Raw genomic sequence first — 18,893 nt, forward strand, 5'->3', positions numbered from 1 at the left:
AAAGTTGAAAATAATTATAAATAAAAAAAGCGAAGCCGGAGCCTCGCTTTTGGTCTTAATTATCTAAATTAGATTTTAGAAATTAAGTCTTTAATTTGTTTTGCCTGGTCAGCAGCATTACCTGTATAAGTTGCAGGGGTCATTTCAGCCAGACGTGCACGGTCTGCAGCAGGAACTGCTTCAAGCTCATTACCATTCACGAAGCTCACCATCATGTCACGAGTCATCGCTTGACCACGAGTCAGTGCTTTCAGTTTTTCGTATGGTTTTTCAACGTTATAACGACGCATTACTGTTTGGATTGGTTCAGCCAGAACTTCTTGTGCGTGGTCAAGATCTTCAAGAATACGAGCAGCATTCAGTTCAAGTTTACCGATACCTTTTAAGCATGCCTCAAACGCGATCAAGCTTTGTGCAAAACCAACACCCATGTTACGAAGCACAGTAGAGTCAGTTAAGTCACGCTGCCAGCGAGATACAGGCAGTTTTTCGCCCAGGTGAGCCAATACGGCATTTGCAATACCCAGGTTACCTTCAGAGTTTTCGAAGTCGATTGGATTCACTTTATGCGGCATGGTTGAAGAACCCACTTCGCCTTCTTTCAGTTTTTGTTTGAAGAAGCCAAGAGAGATATAACCCCAAACGTCACGGTTAAAGTCGATCAGGATGGTATTGAAACGACGCAGTGCATCAAACAGTTCCGCCATATAGTCGTGCGGTTCGATCTGAGTGGTGTACGGGTTGAAAGTCAGACCTAAAGATTCCACGAAAGCTTGTGAATGAGCAGGCCAGTTGATTTCTGGGTAAGCAGAGTAGTGTGCATTGTAGTTACCTACAGCACCGTTGATTTTGCCCAGCAATTCAACATTTTTGAACTGTTTGATTTGACGAGCCAGACGGTAAGCCACGTTCGCCATTTCTTTACCCAAAGTGGTTGGGCTGGCAGTTTGACCGTGAGTACGAGACAGCATTGGCTGTTCAGCGTGAGTCTCAGCCAAAGCCACGATTGAATCGATAATTTGTTGCATAGACGCGATTAAAACATCACGGCCATTTTTCAGCATTAAAGCATGAGACAGGTTATTGATGTCTTCAGAGGTACATGCAAAGTGAATGAATTCACCCGCATTTTTCAGCTCTTCAATCCCTGCAATTTTTTCTTTCAGGAAATACTCAACCGCTTTCACGTCATGGTTTGTAGTACGTTCGATCTCTTTAATGCGGTTGGCATCTTCTTCAGAGAAGTTGGCAACAATCGCATCAAGTGCAGCATTGGTTTCAGATGAGAAAGCTGGCACTTCAGTGATTTCAGGACGGTTGGCAAGCGCTTGTAACCAACGCACTTCAACAGTCACACGAGCATGGATCAGACCAAACTCAGAAAGAAAAGGGCGCAGCGCATCACATTTGCTAGCGTAGCGTCCATCTAATGGAGAAAGTGCAGTTAAAGCGTTCATATCGATTCCCTAAATTTTGGAATTAAACGAAAAACGGTGCGCGTACAACAACATGGTTTAGATCACCTGAAACTGTAAGCGCGCGAGATTTTGGATATCCTGTAGCAGCTTGCGCTTGCCAAAAATCATGCCCCATGAACTGCCACCAAGCTGACGCCATAAGTGCGCCATCTGCAGTCCAGTAAATAGTGAAGCACGGATGCGGTTGGTATGACCGGAATCTTTAAAGGCTTCAGCATTGCCACGCACCATGATCCGCGGATTGATCTGTCCGGCGGTATCGACATAGGTTTGAGCGAGATTGGCAATGATGCTGGGGTGCATGTAATTGTTATCGAAGAAGGAGAGCTGTCTGAGGATTTTTTGCTGGGATTGTTCGATGATTTCAACAAACTTGGGATTACTATAGACCTTCTTTTCTAACTGAAGAAGTGCCATGGCATAGGACATTGGAAGTTTGGTCGATGAAAGTTTTGGAAGTCTGGATTTTGGGGACGTATTAAAAGGTTGGGTAATGCTGCTTTCCAGGGTTTTTAAACCGAGGGAAATATCGGCCAGCTGATTAAAGAAGTCTAAGGTCTGGGCATTTAACTTGCCACTTGGACGGATATTTAAACTGGCTTTAATCAACTGCTCAAAATAGAAATTACCGCTTTCACCAATGCTTTGCTGTCCCGTCAATGCAGTCATATGCGTCAGCTGGGTGGCCTGAAAAACCCCTGCCAGCGCCAATGCACGATTTTGACGAACATTCAACGTTGTGGCTTGTTGAAACGGTAACTCCGTCATGCCGAAATCATCCTTTAATAAAATCAGGTTTAGGCGCATTGGTATGATGAATCACGCCACCACCTAAACAAACTTCACCTGAGTAGAATACAACGCTTTGACCCGGGGTCACAGCACGTTGCGACTCATCAAATTCAACACGAACACCATTTGGTGTTTCTGGATCCTTGAAAATAGTACACGCCTGGTCAGGCTGACGGTAGCGGGTTTTTGCCGTACAGCGGAAACCTGATTCAGGAATATCCTGTTCACCGGCTACCCAGTCAATCGCTTCAGACCACAATATGGTACTTTGCATCAGTGGATGTTCATGACCTTGACCGACCACCAGACGGTTACCTTCGATATCTTTATGCAGCACAAACCAGGCACCTTCTTCCGCGCCTTTCATACCGCCAATACCGATCCCGCCGCGTTGACCGAGCGTATAGTACATTAAGCCGTGATGATCACCAACCTCTTTGCCATCTTCCAGCACGATTTTTCCAGGTTGAGCCGGTAAATATTGCTTCAAGAAGTCATTGAAGCGACGTTCCCCAATAAAACAGATACCCGTAGAATCTTTTTTCTTGGCTGTTGCCAGACCTAATTCTTCTGCAATTTTACGTACTTGTGGTTTTTCAATTTCACCGACAGGGAACAGGGTCTTATTAATTTCACGACCATGAACCGCATGCAGGAAGTAAGTCTGGTCTTTATTATTGTCATAACCACGCAGTAATTGAGCATATTGCTCACCACGTGAATTGGTCATGGTCTCGCCGCGACGACAGTAGTGACCGGTGGCAATAAAGTCGGCGCCGAGATTGATCGCATGATCCAGGAAGGCACGGAATTTAATTTCTTTATTACACAAAATATCCGGGTTTGGCGTACGGCCAGCAGCATATTCAGCCAGGAAATGCTCGAACACGCGATCCCAGTATTCCATCGCGAAGTTGGCAGTATGCAGTTTAATCCCGATCTTGTCGCAAACGGCTTGTGCATCGGCAAGATCTTCCATTGCCGTACAGTATTCTGTGCCGTCATCTTCTTCCCAGTTTTTCATGAAAAGACCTTCAACCTGATAACCCTGTTGAAGGAGGAGAGCTGCAGACACAGATGAATCTACACCACCAGACATACCGACGATGACACGTTGTTGCATAGGATTAGGCATCCAAATTTGAAATTAAGGGAGAATTTTGGTGCTCGTAAATGAGCGATAAAGGATAGCGTTTGCCAGCTTGGGCATCCTGCACGGCTTTAATCACCAATGGGCTGCGAGCACGTGCGGTTTCAACCAGTTCATCCAGCGTCATCCAGACTGCACCGACAATACCGGTATCCAGTTCAGCATTTTCATCATGGCTGATGGCTTCTGCTCTCAAACAGAAACGGAAATAGGTACGATCCGGGAACATCGGTGGGGTATAGGTATAGATGCCGATCAGATCAGTGACATTAACCTGATAGCCGGTTTCTTCCATGGTTTCACGAATAGCTGCTTCGACAATGGTTTCACCTGCCTCCACATGGCCTGCTGGCTGATTGAATACGGTATGGGTGACACCTTCAGTATGTTCTTCAACGAACAGGAATTTTCCATTTTTTTCGACGACAGTTGCAACAGTGACGTGAGCAGTCCAAGCGGTCATAAAGGAGCACCATGGAATAAAAACTGTATTCTACAAAATTTAGGCGGCGGTGGCTATGTCGATACTCGGGATTTTAATTTAGATGATTAACAATAAAGGTATTTGGCGAAAAAGAAAACGTAGAATATAATGAGTACATAAAATACTAAAACAGTAATATTTGCATTCTATGCTTTAATATAAGAATTTGATTTAAAATACAATTTAATAAAAATTAGCAGTATTTCATAACAATTAAAATAAATAACAGGCTTTATAGGACAGGATTCCAATGAAATTCAGAACAGACATTAATGGCCTCAGAGCAATTGCCGTGATTGCAGTCATGCTATTTCATTTTAATGCGGCCTGGATGCCTGGCGGTTTTGTTGGAGTAGATGTCTTCTTTGTGATTTCAGGCTTTTTAATGACTGGAATCATATTTAAAGATTTAGAACATGAAAAATTTTCTATTCTGAAATTTTATGTGGCTCGTGCGAATCGGATTATTCCGGCTTTGGCCGCGCTGTGTCTGGTATTAATGATTTTTGGCTGGTTTTATCTGACACCTTTTGATTACAAGTTATTGGGTAAGCATGCAGCGAGTAGCATGACTTTTTTATCCAATATCAGTTACTGGAAGGAATCCGGTTATTTTGAGGCAGGCACTCACGAAAAGTGGTTATTACATACCTGGTCACTTTCCGTCGAATGGCAATTCTATATGATTTATCCGCTCGTTCTCATTGCCATGCGCAAGTTCATGTCCATCCAGACCATGAAATTTGTGCTGCTGGCAGGAACAATTTTAGGATTCATCCTATCAATAATCGCTACCTATAAATGGCCAAATCCGGCTTATTTCCTGTTACCTACCAGAGCCTGGGAAATGATGATCGGGGGAATTGCTTATCTTTACCCTTTGACCTTGCAGGAAAATAAGAAAAGGTTGCTGGAAGGAACGGGATTGGCACTTATACTGGGGTCTTATTTCTTCATTTCAGCAGAAGATTTGTGGCCTGGCTATCTGGCAGTTTTTCCTGTTATCGGCACTTTTCTGATGATTCAGGCACATCAAAATGACAGCGTTATTACCAATAATATTGTATTTCAAAAACTAGGAGCCTGGTCTTATTCTATTTACCTCTGGCACTGGCCTTTGGTGGTGCTGATCTATATCTACTCATTGCCTGAGTATTATGTATATGCCGGAATAGCCCTTTCTATAATTCTGGGTTTTCTGAGCTACAAGTATATTGAGCAGATTAAATTACCTTCATATCACCAGTGGAAAGATGTTTATCGTATAAAACCGCTTTATTTTTCTCTAGTGCTCATGAGCTTAGGAATTACTTTAAATATATTTAATGGTTTTAATACAGATCTGCGCCAAGGCGCAGCCTCAGAACAGGCAAAATTCTTAGATTATTATAATGAAAAATTCAAAAATTTAAGGGATGCGTACTGGCTGAAATGTGATACTTACGTGAGCCTGACTGAGCATAATAGTTATGATCCTGATCCGGTCTGTATCACGAAACAAAAGGAAGGCGGGGTGTTCTTATGGGGAGATTCTCATGCTGAAGCACTTTCTTTAGGGCTGAGGACATTACTGAAATCCAATGATATCCCTTTTTATCAGAAAACCTCTTCCATTTGCAGGGCATCGCTGACCGAGATTAACTATCATAAAGGAGCTTATAAAGAAGCCTGTGATTATTCCAATAAACTGGCACTAAAGAGCATCGCAGAACTTAAGCCCAAAATTGTGGTCATCACCCAAGCCCTGAAACACGACGAAACCAATTGGGAAAATATCGGGAAAAGTTTGCTTCAGCTTGGCGTATCCAATATCGTCATTGTGGGGCCAATTTCGCAATGGAAACCTTCACTTCCTAAAGTCATGGTGAAACCGAAAAACTGGAATAGTGCTGAAGATTTTATATTTGATGCCGGACTGGATTTAAGAGCAGTTCAGGTAGACGAGAAAATGAAAAAATTACAATATCCTCAGGGAATTACCTATATATCTCTTATTGATCATCTATGTAAAAAAGATGATGTTCAGCAGCAATACAAATGTCGGATTCGGGCAGCTCAAGGAGAAGACCTGCTACAGGTAGATTATGGTCACTTAAGTGAATCAGGCTCTTTATTTGTAGGGAATACCATACTGTCAAAATACTTATTAAATTTATATTCTCAGGGTGTGACTACAAATCAATAAGCTTATTTCCTGTGATTGATCAGCCACCCATTGAGGTGGCTTTTACATATATAAGTTTGATGAAGATTATTCATTCATTTTGAATACTTCATTGATGCTGCAATCACGCACAAACTGTTCATCGTGTGAAACTAAAATCACAGCGCCTTTATAAGACCGAATTGCACTTGCCAACAAAGCTTTAGACTCAATATCCAGATGATTTTCTGGCTCATCCAATAATAAAAGTTCAGGTTGAGGAGAGACCTGGCTAAGACCTAATAACGCCACTTTCAGCTTTTCACCACCACTTAACTGAGACAAAGGATAAGTACCTTTATCACCACGAATTCTGAGTTGGCCCAACAGATTACGCCATTCAACCTCCGGAATATCAGGATTTATCTGCCTTAAATTTTCAATTGCACTTAGTGTCTCATTGAGAAAACCAAAATTTTGATCCAGATAAAAACAGCTTCGTGCCAGAAAGATTTGATCTAGAGGTTGCTGCTTTTGTTGGGCGACCAGTTTCAGCAAAGTGGATTTACCAATTCCGTTTCGGCCTATAATATGGATCTTTTCAGCTGCACTTAAAGCAAGATTCACAGGCTGTGGAGTACCAAAAGGAAGCTTTAACTCTTTAACCCGCAGAATTTCACCAGACTGTGGTTTAAGGTCTGGAAATTGAAATAGCTGAGGTTTTATCTTTTCGAGTTGCTGCTTTTGAAATTTTAACTCAGATTGTTCATTGGAAATTTGCCGTTGGTGCTGCGCCTGAACTTTACCTATACTTTGACCAGCCTGTTCCTTTTTAAAGTCTAAAAGCACTTTGGTTTGGGAATTCGAATCACGTAATTTGTTTCCGGCACGTTCCCGCTTTTGTGCTTTCATTAAAACGTCATGCTGCTTGTGCTTCATCTGTTTAATATCACGCTGACTCTGCTGAATTGACTGTTCGAGTGAAGTGACATTTTTCTGATACTGTTCAAAAAACTCCGCATAGTTTCCAGTAAAGTGCTGTAATCCATGCTCATTTAAATAATAAATATGATCAACCTGATCTAGTAAAGTCCGGTCATGACTAATGATCAACGCACCAGCAGGATGTAAGTTTAAATGCTCTATTAACCATGTTCGTGCTTCACGATCCAGATGGTTGCTCGGCTCATCCAGCAATAAATAATATTCAGGCTTTAAGAACAAGCTACATAAAGCAAGTTTGGTCTTTTGGCCCTCACTCAAATATTGTACGGGAAAGTCCAGATCGGTGGGTAATTGTGCTGAACTCAACAGTTGCTGCCATTGATGCGGCAAATGCCAACTATCCTCAAGTAGCTCATAATCCTCGAAACTGGCTGTACCATGTTCAACATTTTTAAAAGCACGATGTAACTGACTTACTTCGAGTGCTTCAGCAATTGTGGCTGCCTTTAACCGATGCAATTGTGGTAGATAGGCATGATGCATTTGCCAGGAAACTTGACCTGAGCAATGTGGAGTAGAATGCTGAGTCTGATGCAAAAGCTGCATGAGCAAAGACTTACCTTGTCCATTACGGCCAATTAAAGCGCTGACCTGAGCTTTAGGAAGGGTAAAATTTAAATTCTGAAATATGACTTTGGACGGGAATTCTAAAGTCAGATTGGATATTACACATGCCTGTTGAGTCATAAATAACCTCATAAATACAGGATGCACAAAATAAACAAGAGATTTTTTCTAGAAAAGATCAAGCCAGACGATCTATTTTGCACATCAATCTAAAAATAATCATTGATGAGAAAAATAGACTTACTTCATTGGCGTGACTCACTTATAAGAGAAGGGGAATTTGGACCTTATTTTAATACAAATAAGCTTGCTTAAAAATAGATCAAATTAGGATCTTTTATCCAATATATTGATGCTGATTTAAGTAAATTTCAGGATTTTAAGAATATGAGATGATTTACTTGAAGTTGAACGAGTAAGTTCCATTTACACTATGCGGATAAAGTTTTTTCTATTTTACTTTTAAAGGATTTTTTATGTCTGAATTTAAGCTCTACATTACTTTATTGGGCGGCAAGCATGAAAAAGCCAATGTAGAAGTACATGACGTAATTCCGGTCATTAGTTCAGATATTAAGACAGCTTTCCCATATTTGAAGCAGCAATGGTTTGGTGTGCAAAAAGGCCTGCATGTCGATGGCTGGATGATGATCAATGGTGTTAGCTATCAGGATCTGAATTATCAGGTTCAGGTGACGGACACACCTGTAAAACAGGATTTAAAATTATTCCTGATCAATCTGGGTGCTTATGTGCCAGATCAGTTTGGTGAAATCCATAAATATCTGGTAGTTGCTGCAAAAAATAAGACTGAGGCTAAAGCACAAGGCAAGCTGGCCATTGAAAAGACCTGGTTTAAACCTCATACCGATGCCGTGATTGATGTAGATGATTGCTTAGAACTGAACAAGATTGACCAGAAATTTGTGCGTCTGGTAGAGGGAGACTTTGAAGCCAATAGTTTTAAGAATGATTATGTAATTATTCCTTAATTAAGATAAGGCTACGTAAAGTAGCCTTAATTTATCGATTTATTTGTAATGGCCTGAGACTTTCACATAGTTTTGTGCTGAATAAGGCAAGAAAGCTATTTCCTTTTCAGTCAGTGGACGCACTTTTTTGACTGGACTGCCTACATACAAGTATCCACTTTCTAATACCTTATTCGGTGGTACCAGTGAACCCGCTCCAATCATCACATCATCTTCAACGATTACATCATCGAGAATAATTGTACCGATACCCACTAAAACACGATTACCAATGGTACAGCCATGTAATTTTACATGATGACCAATCGTCACATCTTCACCAATAATCAGTGGTGAACCTTCAGGTTTATCCGCCTTTTTATGACTCACATGCAACATAGAATGATCTTGTACATTCGAGTTCTTGCCAATACGAATATGATTCACATCACCACGAATTACGGCAAAAGGCCACACAGATACATTTTCGCCTAAAACGACATCACCTACGACCACCGCCATCGGATCGATATAACAAGAGTCAGCGACTTGCGGGCGAGTATCCAGATAAGGACGAATGTTTTGGCTCATGTCAGTATCATCCTGAAAGTTTATAAGCATTATAAAATAAAAAAGCACACATTCGATGAATGTGTGCTTTGGCTTTAGTAAGATCTAATATTGATAATAAATATTAGAACAGGTTACTAAAGAATTGTTTGATATGATCCAGCATGCGGGCAAAGAAACCAGCTTCTTCAACTGCTTTCAGTGCAACAAGTGGTTTCTCAGCAATCACTTTGCCGTTTAAAGTCGCCACATATTTACCTACGACTTGACCTGGTTGTAAAGGCGCAGTCAGTTTAGGCTGAACGACTAATTGAGTCTTGATGGCATTGGCCTGACCTTTAGGCATAGTCACATTAAAGTTTTCTGCAAGACCGATCTGCACTTCATTTTCCTTACCAAACCAGACTTTAGACTTGGCTAGAACCTGTTTAGCGGGTTGAACATTTTTGGTTTCAAAGTTTGCATAACCCCAAGCCAGAAGTTCACGTGTTTGCGATGCACGTTCATTCATGGTTGGTGCACCGAAAATCACTGAAATCAGACGAGTCGGGCCACGTTTTGAAGAGGTCGTTAAACAGTAACCGGCTTCATCAGTATGACCAGTTTTCAAACCATCTACACTTGGATCAGTATAGAGCAGGGCATTACGGTTGCCTTGCTTAATCCCGTTAAAAGTAAACTCTTTTTCAGAGTAGATTGGATAGTATTTTGAACTGTCTTTGATGATGTGCTGAGCCAAAGTTGCCATATCTTTCGCAGTCGAATAATGGCCTTCAGCTGGCATACCAGTCGAGTTGATGAAGCTGGTATTGGTCATGCCAATCCGTTTCGCTTCCTGGTTCATCATATGTGCAAAGGTACCCTCGTTCCCTGCAATATGTTCAGCCATCGCCTTAGATGCATCGTTACCAGACTGGATAATAATCCCGCGCAACATTTCTAGTGCAGTCGCCGTACCATTTAAAGGCACATACATACATGATTCTGCACTGCTACCACGGCACCATGCAGATTCATTCATGCGAACCTGTTCATCTTCAGTCAGCTCACCACTTAATAACTTCTGCTCGATGATGTAACTGGTCATCATCTTGGTCATTGAAGCAGGGGCTAATTTTTCATTTTCATTTTTTGATGCGAGAATTTGCCCTGTCTCGTAGTCCATTAGCACATAAGATTTATTATTCAATTCTGGTGGTGCAGATAAGACAGTTGCTGCAAAGCTAAAACTAGGAATTAATAATAATGCAGCAAGGGCAGTTTTTTGGGTCATTTCTAGTGGGTTCCAATATCTTGATGTAAGCACGAAGAGCCTAGCATTTTAGGACAAAGCTAGGCTGACTTCTATGGGAAACCCGGGGTTATTTCAAAAGTATTGTAAGCAATCACGCAAAAAGTGGATTATTTACTGTAGCTCACCAACTCATTGCAAATGGCCTGATTCTTTTTCTTGCCAGCCTTTTTGGCATCACTCTGTGCTTCGGCCAGAATGTTACGGAAATCTGACTGTTTTACCATCTGGTTCAGGCGCTCAACCGGATTTTTTTGGCCGGGCAAATATTCAGTCACCAGCTGGTTATACCCCTGATTGAATTTTGCTTTGTCTTTGACCATGCTTGGGCAAATTTCAGAAAGGACATAAATTGCAGCTAATTCTTGCTTGGTGATTTCTTGGTTCGGGGTGACTTCAATATTTTCATTTGCTGCATAAACCGAGCTTCCCCAAAGTGTCATACCAGCAACAACAGATAAACTTAAACTTTTAATTAATGTATGTTTCATCAAAAAACTCAAAAATTACATGTAGAACAATAATTTGTTAGCTTAAAGATATTTTCAAAATTGAAAAGAGGGGAAATGTAGTGAAGCTGTAGAATTATGAAGAAATGTGTAAGAGAAAAAAGACGATGCTGGCATCGTCTCATTTCAGTGAGAAAGACCTTATTCCTGATAAGCTAAAACGTCTTCACACGCTGTTTTTTGTTCGTCTTTTGCAGTCTGTTTTGCACCTTGACGTGCTTCTTCAAGCACAGTCTTGTATTCATTGTCTGCCTGAAGTTTTTGATAGGTCATCGATTTGTCTGAGTATTCTTTTAGATAAGATTGAATCAGCTGCTGAATCGTTGTATCGAATTTTGCATTCTGACCAATAATGCCCGGGCATACTTCAATCATTACCTGTGCAGATGCGACATCTTCTTTCACGATCATGTCATTTTCTTCAGCTGTCAAATCATTGGCAATAACTGCAGGAGAAACAAAAGTTGCCAAACTTAAAGCCAAAGTACCCCAAAGAGAGAATTTTTTCATCATCTTAAGCCATATGTATTAATGGATATCGTGCTACAAATATATATAATTCCTGAACTAATACAATGAAATGTCCTAGCGAGTCATTTTTTAGCTCAACGAGATTTTGCAGTGAATATATTAATTTCCAATGATGATGGCGTTTTTGCACCAGGTATACAGGCACTGGCGCAGGCCTTGAGGCCTTTAGGACGTGTTGTGGTGGTAGCTCCAGAAAGTGAATGTAGCGGATTTTCCAGTGCACTGACTTTAGACCGACCATTAAGACCGATCCAGATTTCTCCCGATGTATGGGCGGTTAATGGCACGCCGGCTGACTGTGTCTATCTGGCCATGAACGGCTTATTTGATGTTGAATTCGATCTGGTGGTCAGCGGCATTAACAGTGGTGCCAATCTGGGAGATGATGTGCTGTACTCGGGTACGGTGGGGGCTGCATTTGAAGGCCGTCTGGCCAAACAACCTGCATTAGCAGTTTCTCTATGTGGGCAAAACGTTCGATCTTATACCTTACCAGAAGATTATCGCATTGCAGCGCAATGGGTACATGATTTTATTGCGGCAGGTTTGCCGACTTTGCCTGAGCGTCATATTTTTAATGTGAATATTCCTGATGTGGCTGAGCTGAAAGGAACTAAAGTGACCTTTCAGGGACGCCGTAGCCAGTCCAAGCCGATTACCAGTCATGTAGATCCACGTGGTCGTCAGGTTTACTGGATTGGGCTATCGGGTGAAGCAGTCGCAATGCCAAAACATAAAGGAACTGAAATCGAGTCAGACTTTTTTGCAATTGCCAATGGCTATGTAAGCGTGACGCCAATTCAGATGGATGCCACAAACTATGACACACTTCACACTTTGCAAGCCCAGATTCTAAATAAAATCTAATGAATGTTATAAGTTTGTGAAAAATGAAAGCTTACAAGTATATTGTAGTAAAACTTTGCTAATCTTACTGGGTTTTTGCAACCGTATAGATGTTAGAGAGGAAGATAATGTCCTTGGTGTCACCGAAATACTTCATTCATGCTTCACCATCCAGCTTCATCAAAACTCTGGTTTTGTCCACTGTGGTTGTTTCCACAATGATTATTACTGGTTGTGCCACTAAACCTCAGGTCAATAATATGACGCGCTATGCCGCAGCGCCTGACTTCTATACGGTACGCTCTGGGGATACTTTGAGTGGCATTGCAGCACGTTATGGTCTGAGCTATATCAGTGTGGCAGAGATGAATGATATTGCTCCGCCGTATCGTATTTATGTCGGTCAGTCGATTCGCCTGAAAAATAACACTACTGCTCGCCGTACTACAGCGACTCAACCTGTTACCCAAGCTGCCCCAATTCAGCGTCAAACGATTGCGATTCCAGCGCCAACCACTCCAGCTCCAACGACTGTTAAGACTACGCCAAAACCTGCCACCACTACTTCTGCACCGATTACCCCAGTATCGACAGCAGCGGGATTACGTTGGGTCAAGCCATCAAATGGTCCGGTATTACAAAACTATGATCTGGCTGCAAATATCAAAGGTACCCGTTATGGCGGTAATGTCGGAGATCCGGTCTTTGCTGCAGCAGATGGGCAGGTGGTATATGCAGCAGATGGCCTGAAGGAATATGGTAATCTGGTATTAGTTAAACATATTAATGGCTATATCACCGCTTATGCGCATAACAGTAAATTAAGCGTGAAAAGTGGCCAAAATGTAACGGCTGGTCAAAAAATTGCCGAGATGGGGGCGACTGGTACAACCCGTACTATGCTTGAGTTTCAGGTTCGCTTAGACGGAAAACCGATTAATCCAACAGCAGTTTTACCAAATAATTAAATAAATAATGCAAAACGTAAATTTCACCGTATAATACAATGAGTTGCTTTTATCAAAAGATGAAGCATCTCATAAGTTTAGAGGGGAATTTATGTTAGATCAACTTCGAGCAATGGGTGTCTTTGCTTGTGTTGTGGAAAAGAACTCGTTTAGCGGTGCTGCACGTGAGCTAGGGATTACAACCAGCGCCGTGAGTCAACAAATTCGCTCTTTAGAACAGGATATGGAAGTTGTACTTCTAAATCGTTCTACGAGAAAATTAAGTCTGACCGAAGCGGGACAAGCTTTTTTTCACAGCTGCCAGGAAATGTTGTCTGCTGCTGAGCGTGGAAAGGTTCGCATTAACGAGTTACGTGATGATCTTGTTGGTGAACTTCGTATTGTATCCTTACCGGAAGTATGTGCGAATCATGTGATTCCTGCACTTTCTCACTGGATGTCCGCACACCGTGGCCTGACAGTCCACCTGGAAACAAACAATCATGAGGTTGATTTGTTGGAAGGGCGTATTGATATTGCCCTGCGATTTGACCAGAACGATGATGATCACAACCTTCAGGTTGTGCCATTAATGCAGATTGAACAGATTCTTGTTGCTGCGCCAAGCTATATTAACCAGACCGCCATTATCTCGCGTCCTGAAGACCTGAAACATCATGATGTTTTGCCTTTAACGCATATTAAAAATCATCAGAATTTCAGTTTTCAGCATGTGCATAGCGCAGAAAAGGTTGAATTTGAACTAAGCTCACGCTTTAGTACCAATAACAGCCTAGTTGCAAAAGCCATGTGTCTGCAAGGCAATGGGGTTGCCAAGATTTTATATCTTGATGTTAAAAAAGATTTATTAAATGGTTCACTGATTGAAGTCTTGCCTGAATGGAAACTTCCGCCAGTCACCCTTTATGCAGTTATGCCTAATCGAGAACAGCAACCGACTAAAGTGCTGCGCTGTCTGGAGGCATTGAAACAATATTTTAGCCAGATCTCTGGTGGACGTTTGTTACAAGTCGCATCATAAATTCCCTATAAACAAAAAAGCCGCTTTAAAGCGGCTTTTTTGTTGTTCAAGATAGACTTAAGCAAGATAAGCCTTGATCATTTTCACTAAACGTTCGATCAGTTGATCGGCCTGTTCCTGAGTAATGTTCAGGGTAGGCAACAGACGAACGACATTACCTGCAGTCACGTTGATAATGGTTTTGTATTCATCGCGTGCAATATCCACCAGCTCACCGCAGTCTTTAGGCAACTCAATCCCGATCATCAGACCGAAACCGCGTACAGTCACTTGATGATCTGCAAGCTGGTTACGTAACTGCTCAACAATATATGCACCTTTTTCAGCGGCATTGGCCACGATATTCTCTTTTTGCATAATATCGATAATGGTATAAACCACGCGTGAACCCAATGCAGTACCGCTATAAGTCGAACCGTGGTTACCCGCAGTCAAAACACCGACACCACGACCTTGAGTCATCACGGCACCAATCGGGAAGCCATTGCCCAGACCTTTAGCTGTGGTCAGTACATCCGGCACAATATTGGTGTGCTGATAAGCAAAATATTTACCGGTACGGCCATTACCTGTTTGTACTTCATCCAGCATCATTAACCAGTTGTGCTGATTACAGATCTGACGGATTTCTTCTAGGTAGCTAAAGCCTTGCGGTGCAGTGTTGACACCACCTTCACCCTGAATCGGTTCAACCAGAATAGCCACGATATCCGGATGGTTAATTGCAGCTTCTTCAATGGCTTCAATATCACCAAAAGGTACACGAATAAAACCTTCAACCAATGGACCAAAGCCTTGTTGAACTTTTTTGTTACCCGTTGCAGATAGGGTTGCCAGCGTACGGCCATGGAAAGATTTGTCAGCTACAATAATTTTTGGTGACGCAATACCTTGCATATGACCGAATTTACGCGCAATTTTGATAGCGCCTTCGTTCGATTCTGCACCACTGTTGGAGAAGAAAACTTCTTCCATGCCAGCGACTTCAGCCAGTTTCTGTGCAGCAGCAGTTTGCCAAGGCACTTCAAAAAGGTTGCTGGTATGAATCAGGGTTGCAGCTTGTTCCGCAATTGCTTCAGCAATCACTGGATGAGCATGACCCAAACCGCAAACGGCGATCCCAGTTAAGGCATCTAAATACTCTGTACCATCTTCGGTATAAAGATATGCACCTCGTCCTCGGACAAAGCTGATCGGTTGACGACCAAAGACTGGCATCAAATGTGAAGGTTGATCAGTTTGTACCGGAGCGAGGGTAATATTGTTCATGACTAACTCTTTACTGTTAGGTGGAAAGAAAAACTTATATAAGCAAAAACTTGGTCAGATTTAAAGGGTAATTGTAAATAAAAATGGATTTATTACTTTAGACGTACTGTTTTTCTCTGTTTTGGGTATAATGCGAGACAGATTAGTTGAGGATTTATCAATGACTGAACAAGCACGCGATACCGAAGCGTTAATTCGTGACCAAATTGCCAAGCACGCAGTACTTCTTTATATGAAAGGCACACCACAATTTCCACAATGTGGTTTTTCTGCACGTGCGGTAGAAGCACTCAGTCAAATTGGTCGTCCATTTGCTTATGTTAATATTCTGGAAAACCCGGATATTCGTGCAACTCTGCCACAAATTGCGAACTGGCCGACATTCCCACAACTTTGGATCAATGGTGAATTGATCGGTGGTAGTGACATCATGCTCGAAATGTTCCAAAAAGGTGAATTACAGCCTTTAGTAGAGCAATACAGTCCAGCACCTGAAGCTTAATCCTTGGATTAAACTGATAGATGTGAAAAAGCGCTTCCGAGAGAAGCGCTTTTTTTATGGGTGAATAGTGAGGCAGGGGGCAGAATTAATCTTCTGCCTGCTGACCCTCAGATTTTTCTAGTTCTTTTGATTCAGCAACCAAGGCCTCAGCTAAGGTATCTGGATCGGTCAGAACTTCCTTTATAGGCGCCTTATCTTTTTTCTTTTTCTTCTTTTTTTTCTTTTTCTTAGGTTCTTCCTCAAACTCAGCACCATCTTCAATGGCTTGCCAGTATTCGAGTTGTTCCATCACAGCAGCAAAGATCGAGTTTTTGCTATAACGGCCTTTCTTGTCCATAGTCCCGACCGGACGTGCCATCAGGATTTCCAAAGCCTGCGCGATATTATCAATGGCATGAATATGGAATTGACCATCTTCGACTGCAGCAATGACATCTTTACGTAACATCAGATGCTGCATATTTTGTCGTGGAATAATCACACCCTGCTTACCTGTCAGGCCTTGCAACTTACAGGCATCGAAGAAACCTTCAATCTTCGCATTGACACCACCAATCGGTTGTACTTGACCAAGCTGGTTCATAGAACCGGTAATCGCCCAGGACTGGTCGATCGGTAACTGACTAATCGCAGAAATCAGCGCTGAAAGTTCAGCAACTGTCGCGCTGTCACCATCCACCTGACCATAGCTTTGTTCGAAAGCTAAAGCGGCAGAGAAGTGCAGGGTCTGTTCACGACCAAAATGGGCTTTTAGAAAGGAGGCCATCAATAGCACGCCCTTAGCATGCAAAGAACCGCCAAGTTCTACACTACGTTCGATATCCAGAATATCACCGCCACCTTGATATACAGAAGCAGTTAAGCGTGAAGGTAGACCAAATTCAACATCTGCATAATGAATCACAGACAGCGCATTGATTTGGCCTAGACGATGACCGCGAGTTTCAATCAGTTGAGTGCCACGGGTCAGATCTTGCCAGAATAGCTCACGTAAATAGCCTAAGCGATATTTACGATGATCCAGTGCGGTATTGATATGCTTTTCTGACACCATCTTATCACCCGCTTCGAATGCATGATGATGCGCTTCACGAATCAGGTCGCCCAGCGTTAATGCATGTAGTGACAGGGAACTCTGATCTTCAGCCTGACGACTTGAGTCGGTCAGCAGGGCAGATAATGCAGAACGGTCAAATGGCAATAATTTATCTGATTGCACATAGTCAGCAATGAGCTGCATATAGGCTTGCTCATTTTCATCATTACGTTGCAAGGTATCGGTAAAATCAGCACGGATTTTAAAGATACTGCCTAGTTCTGGTTCAAGTTCCAGAATTTCATAATAAATTTCTGGCTCTGCCAGCAGCACCACTTTGATATTCAGCGGAATAGAAGCTGGTTCAATGGAAATGCTACCGGTGAGAGTCAGCATATGCTCTAAAGATGAAAGCTTGAGATGCCCAGATTTCAGGGCACGTTTCAGACCTTGCCATGCATATGGCTGTTCCAGTAATTGTTCAGCTTCAAGCATCAGGAAACCGCCATTGGCATTATGCAAGGAGCCGGGACGTATCAGTGTGAAATCTGTAGTAATCGTACCATTTTGGGTCAACTGTTCCACATGACCCAATAGATTGTAATGCGTCGGGAAATCTTCAAAGATAACGGGTGCACCGCTATTTGGCTTATGGGTGACAATCACATTGGCCTGGAAGCGCGCTGGTACGCGGCTAAACTGGGCAGGGGTAAAATCGTCTTCTTCCTGTTCCAGTACAATTTCAACATTATTAATAATGTCTTCAGCATATTGCTTCAGATATTGTTCCAGACCTTCGACATGCTTGAATTTAGTCAGCATCTGCTCAACGCGTGGCATCACTACCTGTTTAGCGATATCACGGTTCAATACTTGAACACGGTCACGCGCATCATCTTCCAGGTCACCCAAATGAAGTCCCAGGCGTTCCAGTTTCTTGTCCATGTAACGCATGTTAGAAGCAATCTCAGCACGATCTTTATTGCTTAAAGCATTCAGATCTTCCTGAGACATTTCCTGTACTTTGTCATCTTTCAGATGAATTGGCACAAAACAATGTTCATCATTGCGGGAAATCAGTTTCAGATCGAGTTCTTCACCTTCACGGGTTAGTTCGATCAAGGCGAGTTGCTGTTCATCACCCGTTTCCTGGCGAATCATTTCAATCCTGTTGTGATAGCTTTCCGCAGTAAAACGACGTTCAAGCTGTTTTAGAATGGATTGCCAGCTTTGATGCAGCATCGCCTGAAACTTGGGCCCCTGACCGGCTGGAAATTCCAGTGCGATAGGCTGACGAGGATTCTGAAAATTATTGACGTAGACCCAGTCATTAGGCGTTTGCATGGTTTTGGCATGTTGCTGTAGCAAACGCTTCACCATAGTGCGTTTGCCGAGTCCTGCTGTACCCACCGCAAAAATGTTATAGCCTGAATATGGTAGGGCAATACCGGCTTCAACCGAAGCACGGGCACGATCCTGGCCTAAAAAATTATTTAAAGGCTTGATTCGTTTGGTCGATGCCGGGATTTTATCCGGATCGGCAATACGCGTCAGTTGTACCGGTTTCAGGCATGTCTTTTCAAGGGTTGGTGTAATTTCGCTTTGTTCAAAGGCTGAGATAAGTAGGTCGGAGCTGATGTTTTGTTGAGATATAGTTGTATTACTTGAAATTGAAGAATGAATTTGATCGAGTCTCTGAGTCACTGTTGAAAGTCCAAAACGAAATATGACGTGGATAAGGTTTAAGGTATACAGATTTA

Annotated in this window: 17 protein-coding genes; 6 read left to right on the top strand and 11 right to left on the bottom strand. The window is 42.3% G+C overall.

Annotation, left to right across the window (positions count from 1 at the left end):
- Positions 1–68: 68 nt before the first annotated feature.
- Genes purB through FTU00_RS09745 form a run of 4 tightly spaced genes read right to left on the bottom strand, consistent with a single transcriptional unit; the run spans position 69 to position 3,883 of the window.
- Positions 69–1,457: an adenylosuccinate lyase gene (gene purB, locus FTU00_RS09730; protein WP_034703634.1), complete on the bottom strand. Its 1,389-nt coding sequence runs from the start codon at positions 1,455–1,457 to the stop codon at positions 69–71.
- A gap of 57 nt (positions 1,458–1,514) precedes the next feature.
- Positions 1,515–2,246, bottom strand: coding sequence for a high frequency lysogenization protein HflD (gene hflD, locus FTU00_RS09735; protein ID WP_004782648.1), 732 nt, complete (start codon positions 2,244–2,246; stop codon positions 1,515–1,517).
- 7 nt (positions 2,247–2,253) lie between these two features.
- A complete protein-coding gene (gene mnmA, locus FTU00_RS09740; protein WP_034703632.1) occupies positions 2,254–3,393 on the bottom strand; it encodes a tRNA 2-thiouridine(34) synthase MnmA in 1,140 nt (379 codons plus the stop codon).
- Positions 3,394–3,397: 4 nt separating this feature from the next.
- Positions 3,398–3,883, bottom strand: a complete 486-nt coding sequence (locus FTU00_RS09745; RefSeq protein WP_179992255.1) for an NUDIX hydrolase — start codon at positions 3,881–3,883, stop codon at positions 3,398–3,400.
- A gap of 271 nt (positions 3,884–4,154) precedes the next feature.
- Here FTU00_RS09745 and FTU00_RS09750 point away from each other — a divergent pair, with 271 nt between their 5' ends.
- On the top strand, positions 4,155–6,089 hold the full coding sequence (locus tag FTU00_RS09750; protein WP_180179633.1) for an acyltransferase family protein: 1,935 nt from the start codon (positions 4,155–4,157) through the stop codon (positions 6,087–6,089).
- A 66-nt stretch (positions 6,090–6,155) separates the two neighbouring features.
- On the opposite strand, the gene FTU00_RS09755 is transcribed toward FTU00_RS09750, so the two are convergent.
- Positions 6,156–7,739: an ATP-binding cassette domain-containing protein gene (locus FTU00_RS09755; RefSeq protein WP_180179634.1), complete on the bottom strand. Its 1,584-nt coding sequence runs from the start codon at positions 7,737–7,739 to the stop codon at positions 6,156–6,158.
- 356 nt (positions 7,740–8,095) lie between these two features.
- On the opposite strand from FTU00_RS09755, the gene FTU00_RS09760 reads away from it, so the two are divergent.
- Positions 8,096–8,611, top strand: a complete 516-nt coding sequence (locus FTU00_RS09760; protein ID WP_180179635.1) for a DUF1543 domain-containing protein — start codon at positions 8,096–8,098, stop codon at positions 8,609–8,611.
- A gap of 39 nt (positions 8,612–8,650) precedes the next feature.
- Here the strand turns inward: FTU00_RS09760 and FTU00_RS09765 are convergent, their stop codons facing one another.
- The 4 genes from FTU00_RS09765 to FTU00_RS09780 form a co-directional block, all read right to left on the bottom strand.
- Complete coding sequence (locus tag FTU00_RS09765) at positions 8,651–9,181, bottom strand: gamma carbonic anhydrase family protein (RefSeq protein ID WP_125278412.1); 531 nt, start codon at positions 9,179–9,181, stop codon at positions 8,651–8,653.
- Between the two features lie 103 nt (positions 9,182–9,284).
- Positions 9,285–10,433, bottom strand: coding sequence for a D-alanyl-D-alanine carboxypeptidase PBP5/6 (dacC, locus tag FTU00_RS09770; protein WP_004782636.1), 1,149 nt, complete (start codon positions 10,431–10,433; stop codon positions 9,285–9,287).
- 128 nt (positions 10,434–10,561) lie between these two features.
- Complete coding sequence (locus FTU00_RS09775; RefSeq protein WP_180179636.1) at positions 10,562–10,942, bottom strand: MCR_0457 family protein; 381 nt, start codon at positions 10,940–10,942, stop codon at positions 10,562–10,564.
- Positions 10,943–11,101: 159 nt separating this feature from the next.
- Entirely contained in the window at positions 11,102–11,473 is a 372-nt protein-coding gene (locus FTU00_RS09780) for an MCR_0457 family protein (RefSeq protein ID WP_180179637.1), read from the bottom strand.
- Positions 11,474–11,581: 108 nt separating this feature from the next.
- Here FTU00_RS09780 and surE point away from each other — a divergent pair, with 108 nt between their 5' ends.
- From surE to FTU00_RS09795, 3 genes are all read left to right on the top strand, one after another.
- On the top strand, positions 11,582–12,358 hold the full coding sequence (gene surE, locus FTU00_RS09785; RefSeq protein WP_180179638.1) for a 5'/3'-nucleotidase SurE: 777 nt from the start codon (positions 11,582–11,584) through the stop codon (positions 12,356–12,358).
- 107 nt (positions 12,359–12,465) lie between these two features.
- Positions 12,466–13,305 (top strand): peptidoglycan DD-metalloendopeptidase family protein, encoded by an 840-nt coding sequence (locus tag FTU00_RS09790; RefSeq protein WP_004782630.1) that lies wholly within the window; start codon positions 12,466–12,468, stop codon positions 13,303–13,305.
- 91 nt (positions 13,306–13,396) lie between these two features.
- Positions 13,397–14,326: a LysR family transcriptional regulator gene (locus FTU00_RS09795; RefSeq protein ID WP_034702058.1), complete on the top strand. Its 930-nt coding sequence runs from the start codon at positions 13,397–13,399 to the stop codon at positions 14,324–14,326.
- Between the two features lie 57 nt (positions 14,327–14,383).
- Here FTU00_RS09795 and FTU00_RS09800 read toward each other — a convergent pair whose 3' ends face one another.
- A complete protein-coding gene (locus tag FTU00_RS09800; RefSeq protein WP_034702061.1) occupies positions 14,384–15,595 on the bottom strand; it encodes an aspartate aminotransferase family protein in 1,212 nt (403 codons plus the stop codon).
- 160 nt (positions 15,596–15,755) lie between these two features.
- Between FTU00_RS09800 and grxD the strand changes: the two genes are divergently transcribed.
- Positions 15,756–16,097: a Grx4 family monothiol glutaredoxin gene (gene grxD, locus FTU00_RS09805; RefSeq protein WP_034702064.1), complete on the top strand. Its 342-nt coding sequence runs from the start codon at positions 15,756–15,758 to the stop codon at positions 16,095–16,097.
- A gap of 85 nt (positions 16,098–16,182) precedes the next feature.
- Here grxD and FTU00_RS09810 read toward each other — a convergent pair whose 3' ends face one another.
- Positions 16,183–18,837: a Lon protease family protein gene (locus FTU00_RS09810; RefSeq protein WP_180003444.1), complete on the bottom strand. Its 2,655-nt coding sequence runs from the start codon at positions 18,835–18,837 to the stop codon at positions 16,183–16,185.
- Positions 18,838–18,893 lie beyond the last annotated feature (56 nt).

The organism is Acinetobacter sp. YH12041 (genome assembly GCF_013419975.1).
Lineage (GTDB): Bacteria > Pseudomonadota > Gammaproteobacteria > Pseudomonadales > Moraxellaceae > Acinetobacter.

What these genes read in the sequence shown, in the direction of transcription:
- FTU00_RS09755 (WP_180179634.1), bottom strand. Translation starts at nt 7,739, where the DNA reads ATGACTCAACAGGCATGTGTAATATCCAATCTGACTTTAGAATTCCCG.
- dacC (WP_004782636.1), bottom strand. Translation starts at nt 10,433, where the DNA reads ATGACCCAAAAAACTGCCCTTGCTGCATTATTATTAATTCCTAGTTTT.
- grxD (WP_034702064.1), top strand. Translation starts at nt 15,756, where the DNA reads ATGACTGAACAAGCACGCGATACCGAAGCGTTAATTCGTGACCAAATT.
- FTU00_RS09780 (WP_180179637.1), bottom strand. Translation starts at nt 11,473, where the DNA reads ATGATGAAAAAATTCTCTCTTTGGGGTACTTTGGCTTTAAGTTTGGCA.
- FTU00_RS09775 (WP_180179636.1), bottom strand. Translation starts at nt 10,942, where the DNA reads ATGAAACATACATTAATTAAAAGTTTAAGTTTATCTGTTGTTGCTGGT.
- FTU00_RS09790 (WP_004782630.1), top strand. Translation starts at nt 12,466, where the DNA reads ATGTCCTTGGTGTCACCGAAATACTTCATTCATGCTTCACCATCCAGC.
- FTU00_RS09745 (WP_179992255.1), bottom strand. Translation starts at nt 3,883, where the DNA reads ATGACCGCTTGGACTGCTCACGTCACTGTTGCAACTGTCGTCGAAAAA.
- FTU00_RS09765 (WP_125278412.1), bottom strand. Translation starts at nt 9,181, where the DNA reads ATGAGCCAAAACATTCGTCCTTATCTGGATACTCGCCCGCAAGTCGCT.
- hflD (WP_004782648.1), bottom strand. Translation starts at nt 2,246, where the DNA reads ATGACGGAGTTACCGTTTCAACAAGCCACAACGTTGAATGTTCGTCAA.
- purB (WP_034703634.1), bottom strand. Translation starts at nt 1,457, where the DNA reads ATGAACGCTTTAACTGCACTTTCTCCATTAGATGGACGCTACGCTAGC.
- mnmA (WP_034703632.1), bottom strand. Translation starts at nt 3,393, where the DNA reads ATGCAACAACGTGTCATCGTCGGTATGTCTGGTGGTGTAGATTCATCT.
- FTU00_RS09750 (WP_180179633.1), top strand. Translation starts at nt 4,155, where the DNA reads ATGAAATTCAGAACAGACATTAATGGCCTCAGAGCAATTGCCGTGATT.
- FTU00_RS09800 (WP_034702061.1), bottom strand. Translation starts at nt 15,595, where the DNA reads ATGAACAATATTACCCTCGCTCCGGTACAAACTGATCAACCTTCACAT.
- FTU00_RS09760 (WP_180179635.1), top strand. Translation starts at nt 8,096, where the DNA reads ATGTCTGAATTTAAGCTCTACATTACTTTATTGGGCGGCAAGCATGAA.
- FTU00_RS09795 (WP_034702058.1), top strand. Translation starts at nt 13,397, where the DNA reads ATGTTAGATCAACTTCGAGCAATGGGTGTCTTTGCTTGTGTTGTGGAA.